Genomic DNA, 7,345 nt, shown 5'->3' with positions numbered 1-7,345 from the left:
CCGGGCTTTTTTTATTGCCTCCTCGCAACCCCATCGCATCACAACCAAAGATGGGTGATAAATCCGCAGGAATAACCGGTTTTTAAGCATGCCCTAATCAACTGTTAAGGCCCGCGTTCTCGTGTTGCGTGTTTCACTGCTGATGTCACCTCTCAGCTAGGAACACGCCAATGACCATTGTTACGCCGCTCAACCGCCAACGCCGGATCGCCGGCGACGACCTGCTGATCACCATGGCCGACACACAGGGCATCATCACTTATGCCAATGACGCTTTCTGCCGGACCCATGCCTGCCACGAGCACGATGTGCTGCGGCATCCGCATGACATTCTTCGCCATCCGGATATGCCGGCTGTCATCTTCGAACTGGTCTGGCAGCGCCTGAACGCCGGCCGCGAAGTTTTCGGCTATCTGAAGAACCTGGCCAGGAATGGGGATTATTACTGGACGCTGGCACACTGGACGGTGAATGCCGACCGCTCCGGGCGTGCTGCCGGCTACCAGTGTTGTCGCCGGGCGGCCAGCCCAGAAAGCATTGCCGCCATCGAGCCGATTTATCGCGAGATGCGCCGCATCGAAACCTCGGCAGCCACACCCCAGGACGGTCTCGTCAGGAGCCGCCAGATACTGGATCAGATGCTGGCCAGCCGCGGCCAGGGCTACGACCAGTTCGTGCTGTCGCTCGCCATGATGGATGAACCGGCTGCGTGTCGCGCCGCCTGATTCCCACGATGCGCGCCCTCCTCCCGGGCGTGACATCATCGACTGGGCCCGCAGTCACGCGGGCCCTTTTTTCGTGTTATGCGCGGATGCCGGTTTGCCAGATCTCGATGGCAGCGGTCACAACCACCAGCGCGCCCAATCCGACATGGGCGATCATCGCCATGTCATAGGCAGTAAAGCCGATCAGCCAGGGGGACAGGGCAGCCCAGAGGCCGAGCAGACCGCTGATATAGGCTTCCCAGCGATCGAGCAGGGTTAGCGCCAGGGCCGACAGCGCAAAGATCAGGAAGCCGATGATCACGGCGTTCAGGGTGGCCGCCTCCAGGCCGGTGAATTGCAGCAACCAGGGTGATGCCACCAGTACCAGGCCGAGGACCATATTGGCCCAGTCCTGCCAGCGGCGTGTTTTTACCCTGACGGCATGATGCCCGGGTTGATGAGACCCGGGCGGATGATGATGGGTGACATGAGCCATGGCGCTCCTCCTCCGGGATCACGCCGGTTGATGCCGGTCATCCCGCTGAAAAGGCCGTGCGACGGCGGCTTCCCGTGCATTTCGCACGGTTCAGTTTGCGATATAGGGCCGTGTGCGCGACCGGGCAGCAGCCTAGCCCTGCAGTATGTCTTTTTTAAGCCGCCGGAAAGGCCCCGGAATCCGGCTAAAACCCGGCGATGGCCGACCGCTTCACCTGCGGCAGCAGATCGAAGGCCAGCATGGCATGCACGCCCTTGTTCCCGTCCACCAGCTGGGTGATGTGCAGATCGCAGGCCAGGCTGCACAGCGCGTAGGCGTCATTCGCCGCCAGGCCGGCAATGCTGCCCAGGGCATCGATCATGTCTTCCAGCGCCCGGGTCGCCGCATCGTCGAGATCGGGATCGAAGGCCATGGTGATCAGATGTGTCGGCGTGACGGCGCGCGGCCGCGGCAGGCGGCGCTGCTTGTGCAGCACGAAAGTGAAATCGCCTTCCAGCGCGGTCTCCAGCGCCGTCAGATTCACCTCGCCGTCGCCCTGGCAGGCATGGCCGTCGCCGGTGGAAAACAGCGCGCCCGGCACGAAGACCGGCAGATACAGCGTGGTGCCCGGGATCAGTTCGCGATTGTCGATATTGCCGCCGTATTCGCGCGGCTCGATGGTGGAGACGCGGCCGTAATGCGCCGGCGGCGCCACGCCCATCACGCCGAAGAAGGGCCGCAGCGGCACCACCGACCCCCAGGGGCAGGTCGCCGTCATCGCATTGCGGTTGATCGGAATCTGCAGCAGGCGGCCCTCGGGGAAGCGATGGGGCAGAGAACCGCGCAGCGGCCGGTTGGCATTCCAGCCCCAGTCCTGGATCAGCCGCACATCCTCGATCCGCACCTCCAGCACATCGCCCGGCATCGCACCTTCGATGGCGACCGGGCCGGTGAGGATATGGCCGGGCAGTACCGGCTTCAGGGTTTCGACGATGGTGCGATGCTCGGGCAGCACGGCCAGGCCGGCATTGTCGGGCGGGATGACATCGGCACCGCCCGATACCGTACGGATGGTGACGCGTTCGCCCGAGGCCACGGTCAGCACCGGCTGCAAGGTGGCGTCGAAGAAGCCCCAGTGAACGGTATAGGGGGTCGGTTCAAGCCGGTGATCGGTCATGCTGCGCGTCTGCTGTCTGGTTAAGGCTGACCGCAGCGTAACCGATCACCGATCCGGCTGCCTACTGGCGATCTCAGTGACGTTTCGATCTCAGTGATGTTTGTGTTTGTGGCCATGGCTGTGGTTGCCGAGCGGCGCGCCGTAGCGATGGATATGCAGCGGTTCCTTGCACAGGCCGCTGCAATAGCTGGCTACGGTCTTTTCCAGCTTGTCGTACAGCAGGCGGTTGGGCTTGTTGATCGCCTCCAGCCGGGCACGCGCGGTCTCGGCCTGCTTGGCCAGCTTGGCCAGATCGACATTCACCAGCTTGCGATTTTCCACCACCATCTTGCCGCCGACCATCACGGCATCGACCGATGTGCCATCCTCGGTATGCACCAGCTGGTTGACCGGGTCGTTGAACGGAATCCAGTTGATGCTGTCGAGATCGAGGAAAACGATATCGGCCTTGTAGCCCTTCTCGATCCGCCCCAGCTTGCCTTCGAAGCCGAGCGCCTTGGCACTGCCGACTGTCGCGGCTTCCAGAATCTGGTCGGTGGTGAGCCAGTCGGCGATATCGGGGCCGCGCACCTTCGACACCATCGAGGCCAGCCGCATCGATTCATACATATTCTGGTTGTCCGAGCAGTTGGCGCCATCGGTACCGATACCCAGATTGACCTTGCGGCGCAGCATGCCGATCACATCGGCCAGGCCGCTGCCCAGCCGCATGTTGCTGCCGGGGTTGTGCGCCACCGAGGCACCCTTGTCGCCCAGCCGCTTCATGTCGTCGTCATCCAGCCAGACGCCATGGGCGACGGTGAAGTCCGGACCGACTGCGCCCATGTCGTCCATGTGACTGGTCAGCGATTTGCCATAGCGCTTGTAGCCGGCGATGACCTGCAGCTTGGATTCCGAAACATGACTGTGCATGGCGACATCGAAATCGCGGGCGATCCGCACGCAATCGGCGATGAACTCGTCCGAGCAGTGATGCGGAATGGTGGGCGCAACGGCGGGCCGCACCAGGTCGTGATCGTAATTCCACGCCTTCAGCGCCTTGCGGATCGCCTTCACGCTGGTTTTATAGGGCGCGAGCCGGAGCCGCTCGACATCCTTCTGCAGGCCGGGCGTCAGGCGCTCCATCAGGCCCGGCACCGCCTCGAAGAAGGTGCGGTCGGCCACCATCGGGGCGACCACGGCACGCATGCCCGCATCGGCATAGGCCTGGGCACAGGCCTGCAGGCCCTCCACCGACGGCATGGGGAACTCAACGGTCAGATCGTAAACCGCCGTGCAGCCTTTCAGCAGCCCTTCGGCCGCGCCGATCAGCGTGGTGAGATATTTGTCGTCCAGCGTGCGGTTGCCGCTGATCGCCGGTCCGGCGGTGAGCAGCAGTTCCAGCGTCCAGCGGTCGCCCATGCCCTTGGCCAGATTGCCATGGCCATGGGTATGCGCATTGATCAGGCCGGGATGCAGCAGGCGGCGGCGCGCGTCGATCACGATGGCATCGGCCGGCGCCGGCATGCCGGGTTTGCCGATCTCAACGATGGTGTCGCCGGCGATCAGGATATCGGCCGCATCGGCGCGATGCTTGGCGATGTTGACGATTTTGCCGCCACGGATGATCGTCTTGCGCTTTGCCATACCCGATGTCCTCACAGTTTTCCGTTATCGTTCGACCAGGGAACCAGAATGCGTTCGACGGCGACGACAATCTGGAACAGCACGATACCCATGAAGGACAGCAGGATAAGCGCACCCCAGGCCAGCGGCACCTTGAAAAATGCCGTCGCGCTGACGATCAGATAGCCCAGGCCGCGATCGGCATTGACGAACTCCGCCACCACGGCGCCCACCACTGCCAGGGCAATCGCCGCCTTGAGGCCGCTGAACACAATCGGCATGGCAAAGGGCAGCCGGATGCGGACCAGCTCCTGCCATTTGGATGCGCGACAGGCTCGCCCAAGCTCCAGTAGTTCCGGCGGCACCGCCAGCAGGCCGGCGGCGCAGGACAGCACCAGAGGGAAGAACGCGACCAGGAAGGTGATGACGATGCGCGGCAGTTCGTTGGCGCCCAGCACGACCACCAGGATCGGCGCCAGTGCCACCTTGGGGATCGACTGGGTCAGGATCAGGATCGGATAGATCGCATTGGCGATCATCCGCGAGGATGTCAGCGCCACCGCCAGCGGCAGGCTGATCGCCACCGACACCAGGAAACCGACCATGACGGTTGTGAACGTGGCGCCGGCATGGGTCAGCACCTGCATGCGCATGGCCCAGGTTTCGCCCCAGATCGCGCTGGGGCTGGGCAGCAGGTAGGCCGGCACACCAAAGACCCGGCAGGCGATTTCCCAGGCCAGAACGAGGAGCGTAAGGACAACGAGCGGCAACCAGAATTCCTGGGTCCTGCGCCACAGCGCCGGCTTCTTCCGGCGCGGTGCCGGCGTCGGGAGAGCGATGGCGTCAGGCTGCACGGGCATCCCTCCGGCCGAAGATCAGTTCGCGGATCCGGCGGGCGCAGCGCTGGAACTCATCGCTGCCCTCCTGGTCGAAGCTGCGCGGCCGCGACAATGGCACATCGATGATCTCGACGATCTGGCCCGGGCGGGGCGACATCACCACCACGCGGTCGGCCAGCAGCACCGCCTCCGATATCGAATGCGTGACAAAGACAATGGTCTTCGGCCGCTCGGTCCAGATGCGCAGCAGTTCAAGCGTCATCTCTTCCCGGGTCAGGGCATCCAGCGCACCGAAGGGTTCGTCCATCAGCAGCACGGAAGGATCGTGCAGCAACGCACGGCAGATCGCGGCGCGCTGCTGCATGCCGCCAGAGAGTTCGCGCGGATATTTCTGCTCGAAGCCGCCGAGGCCGACCATCTCAAGCAACTGGCCGGCCTTGGCCTTGCTGTCGGGCTGCAGCTTGCCCATCAGGCTGAGCGGAAACAGCACATTGTCCTTGATCGTCGCCCAGGGTAGCAGGGTTGGCGCCTGGAACACGATGCCGGTGTCTTCGCGCGGCCCGGTGACCTTGGCGCCATCCATGGTGATGGTTCCGCCGCTGAGCGGCAGCAGGCCGCCGATCAGGCGCAGTAAGGTGGATTTGCCGCAACCGGAGGGACCGACCAGGGCGATGAACTCGCAGTCGCCGATGGTGAGCGAGGCATCCTTCAGCGCGACGATGTCTTCACCGTCGCGCGTCAGGAAAACCTTGGATGCGCGGTCAATCGTGATCACGACCGATCCCCCGCTGACTGCGTTACTTGCTCAGAAGGCTGGTATCCACCGCCTGGGCCGGATTCCACGACTTGTCCAGATTCTGCGACTCCGCCACCACCTGCCAGGTGAAGTTCAGGCGTTCGGCGGTTTCCTTGCCGTAGCCGGCGGTCTTGTTGTAGTCGGCGAAGACGAACTTGGTGGTCGCCTTCACGCTGCCGATGCAGTCATCCAGCGCCACTTCCGGAATCTTCTCGACATGCGCCTTGCAGGCCTCTTCGGGGTTGGCGTGGGCCCATTCATAGGCCTTGCGCGTCGCCAGCAGGAACCGCTTGGTCACGTCCGGCTTCTCGGCAATCATCTTGTCGGTTGCGATCACGGTTGCCGCATAGATGGCAAAGCCGGTCTCCACGAACGGCAGCACAACGATCTCTTCCTTGGCCGCCATGGCAGCCTTGTTCTGATAGTAGTGGTGGATCGAATAGAACGGCGCCGCATCGATATTCTTGGCGATCAGCTGCGCGGCCATCGCCCCGCCGTCCATGTTGACCCAGGTGATCTTGCTGGGATCGGCGCCCGCCAGCTCCGCCACCTTGGGGAAATACAGCTGGTGCGAATTGCCGGGCGTGGTGCTGATCTTCTTGCCCTGCATCTGCTTGAAACTGGTAATCCCGGAGCTTTTCAGCACAAACAGCGAATGCGGGGAAAACTGGTAGTTGATGGCAATCGCCTTGACCGGAACATTCGCCCGCGCCCGCGCGGTGAGCACCGCGCCCAGATCGGCGATGCCGAAATCGGCGGCACCGCCGGCCAGCTTGGTCACCGTATCGCCCGAGCCATAGCCGCGCGTGATGGTGACGTCGATGCCTTCGGCGGCGTAAATGCCCTTCTGCCAGCCGCCGTAGAACATCGCGTGTTCGCCGGACGGAAGCCAATCTGTCTGGAAACGGACCTTGTCGGCTGCCGTGGCCGAAAACGGCAGCGCAATCAGCGCAGCCGCACAAAGCACCTTCTGCATCGTATGCGTGATCATTGTCGATTCCCCTTGGTTACCGATGTCGCCGTCGATGACTGCTTACGATCAGAGAGGATCGCGCAGGGATCGCCGGTTTCAGCGTCTAGGGTGACCGAGCATGTCAGGGATGTCGTATGCCGATTTGCGCCTTGCCCTTAATCTGCCGTTATGGGTACGGGCGAAGGCAGCCGAAATCTGCCCATCATCTTTGCAGACAGCGCATAATCTGCACAGATTACGTGCGATGTGTCTGTCAGTCCGGCGTGCCCTTGTGGCCGCGATAGCTGAACAACGACACGATCTGGTCGATGGTGCAGCCGTCTGCGGCCACCGGACTTCAGGGTTTCAACGATGGTGCGGTGCTCGGGCAGCCTGGCCGAAGAGCGATCCGCATGCCTACTGCAACGAAGCTGAGCCGTCAGTCAGCCGATTGCGGCGCGGCAGGACTGTATGCCGGCGACCGCCGGTTCCGGTCGATGGCAGCGGGCTGGATTTTCTCGGCGATCAGGGCGTCATCCGGCACAGCAGCAGAGCTTCGGTTCGTCCATTCGACGCGCCAGCGGAAAGCCGGTTCCTGCACAACGACATAGGCGTCACCACTGCATCGACGCGCCGAATGAATGGCCTGTTTAACGGCATGGCCGCGCAGCAGGAAACCGCCATAACTCCTGCCCTTGACGCGCACCCACCAGAGATCGTCTTCCGCAATAATGAAATAGTAGGTCGCCATGATCCGTCCTCCCGGGCATGCAATCCTTGTTTTGTCGGCGCGCTTA

At 63.0% G+C, this 7,345-nt stretch carries 8 protein-coding genes; 1 reads left to right on the top strand and 7 read right to left on the bottom strand.

Features of this window, described 5'->3' with window-relative positions:
* Positions 1-170: 170 nt before the first annotated feature.
* Entirely contained in the window at positions 171-725 is a 555-nt protein-coding gene (locus OJJ21_RS20285; RefSeq protein ID WP_297689278.1) for a PAS domain-containing protein, read from the top strand.
* Positions 726-801: 76 nt separating this feature from the next.
* On the opposite strand, the gene OJJ21_RS20280 is transcribed toward OJJ21_RS20285, so the two are convergent.
* The 7 genes from OJJ21_RS20280 to OJJ21_RS20250 all read right to left on the bottom strand — a co-directional run bounded on the left by OJJ21_RS20280 (position 802) and on the right by OJJ21_RS20250 (position 7,299).
* Positions 802-1,200 (bottom strand): SPW repeat protein, encoded by a 399-nt coding sequence (locus tag OJJ21_RS20280; protein WP_297689276.1) that lies wholly within the window; start codon positions 1,198-1,200, stop codon positions 802-804.
* Positions 1,201-1,384: 184 nt separating this feature from the next.
* Complete coding sequence (locus tag OJJ21_RS20275; protein ID WP_297689274.1) at positions 1,385-2,356, bottom strand: acetamidase/formamidase family protein; 972 nt, start codon at positions 2,354-2,356, stop codon at positions 1,385-1,387.
* Between the two features lie 90 nt (positions 2,357-2,446).
* Positions 2,447-3,982 carry an amidohydrolase family protein gene (locus OJJ21_RS20270; protein WP_297689273.1) on the bottom strand — a complete coding sequence of 512 codons (1,536 nt, stop codon included), beginning with the start codon at positions 3,980-3,982 and terminating at the stop codon, positions 2,447-2,449.
* Between the two features lie 11 nt (positions 3,983-3,993).
* Entirely contained in the window at positions 3,994-4,815 is an 822-nt protein-coding gene (locus tag OJJ21_RS20265) for an ABC transporter permease (RefSeq protein ID WP_297689272.1), read from the bottom strand.
* Positions 4,805-5,575 carry an ABC transporter ATP-binding protein gene (locus tag OJJ21_RS20260; protein WP_297689270.1) on the bottom strand — a complete coding sequence of 257 codons (771 nt, stop codon included), beginning with the start codon at positions 5,573-5,575 and terminating at the stop codon, positions 4,805-4,807. The genes OJJ21_RS20265 and OJJ21_RS20260 overlap by 11 nt, the downstream gene beginning before the upstream one ends.
* A gap of 22 nt (positions 5,576-5,597) precedes the next feature.
* Entirely contained in the window at positions 5,598-6,587 is a 990-nt protein-coding gene (locus OJJ21_RS20255; RefSeq protein WP_297689268.1) for an ABC transporter substrate-binding protein, read from the bottom strand.
* 400 nt (positions 6,588-6,987) lie between these two features.
* Complete coding sequence (locus OJJ21_RS20250; RefSeq protein ID WP_297689266.1) at positions 6,988-7,299, bottom strand: hypothetical protein; 312 nt, start codon at positions 7,297-7,299, stop codon at positions 6,988-6,990.
* Positions 7,300-7,345: the final 46 nt, after the last annotated feature.

The sequence above is a fragment of the Ferrovibrio sp. genome (genome assembly GCF_025869515.1).
Taxonomy (GTDB): domain Bacteria; phylum Pseudomonadota; class Alphaproteobacteria; order Ferrovibrionales; family Ferrovibrionaceae; genus Ferrovibrio.
This window is presented reverse-complemented; position numbering and strand designations above follow the sequence as displayed.

What these genes read in the sequence shown, in the direction of transcription:
- OJJ21_RS20275 (WP_297689274.1), bottom strand. Translation starts at nt 2,356, where the DNA reads ATGACCGATCACCGGCTTGAACCGACCCCCTATACCGTTCACTGGGGC.
- OJJ21_RS20250 (WP_297689266.1), bottom strand. Translation starts at nt 7,299, where the DNA reads ATGGCGACCTACTATTTCATTATTGCGGAAGACGATCTCTGGTGGGTG.
- OJJ21_RS20280 (WP_297689276.1), bottom strand. Translation starts at nt 1,200, where the DNA reads ATGGCTCATGTCACCCATCATCATCCGCCCGGGTCTCATCAACCCGGG.
- OJJ21_RS20270 (WP_297689273.1), bottom strand. Translation starts at nt 3,982, where the DNA reads ATGGCAAAGCGCAAGACGATCATCCGTGGCGGCAAAATCGTCAACATC.
- OJJ21_RS20255 (WP_297689268.1), bottom strand. Translation starts at nt 6,587, where the DNA reads ATGATCACGCATACGATGCAGAAGGTGCTTTGTGCGGCTGCGCTGATT.
- OJJ21_RS20285 (WP_297689278.1), top strand. Translation starts at nt 171, where the DNA reads ATGACCATTGTTACGCCGCTCAACCGCCAACGCCGGATCGCCGGCGAC.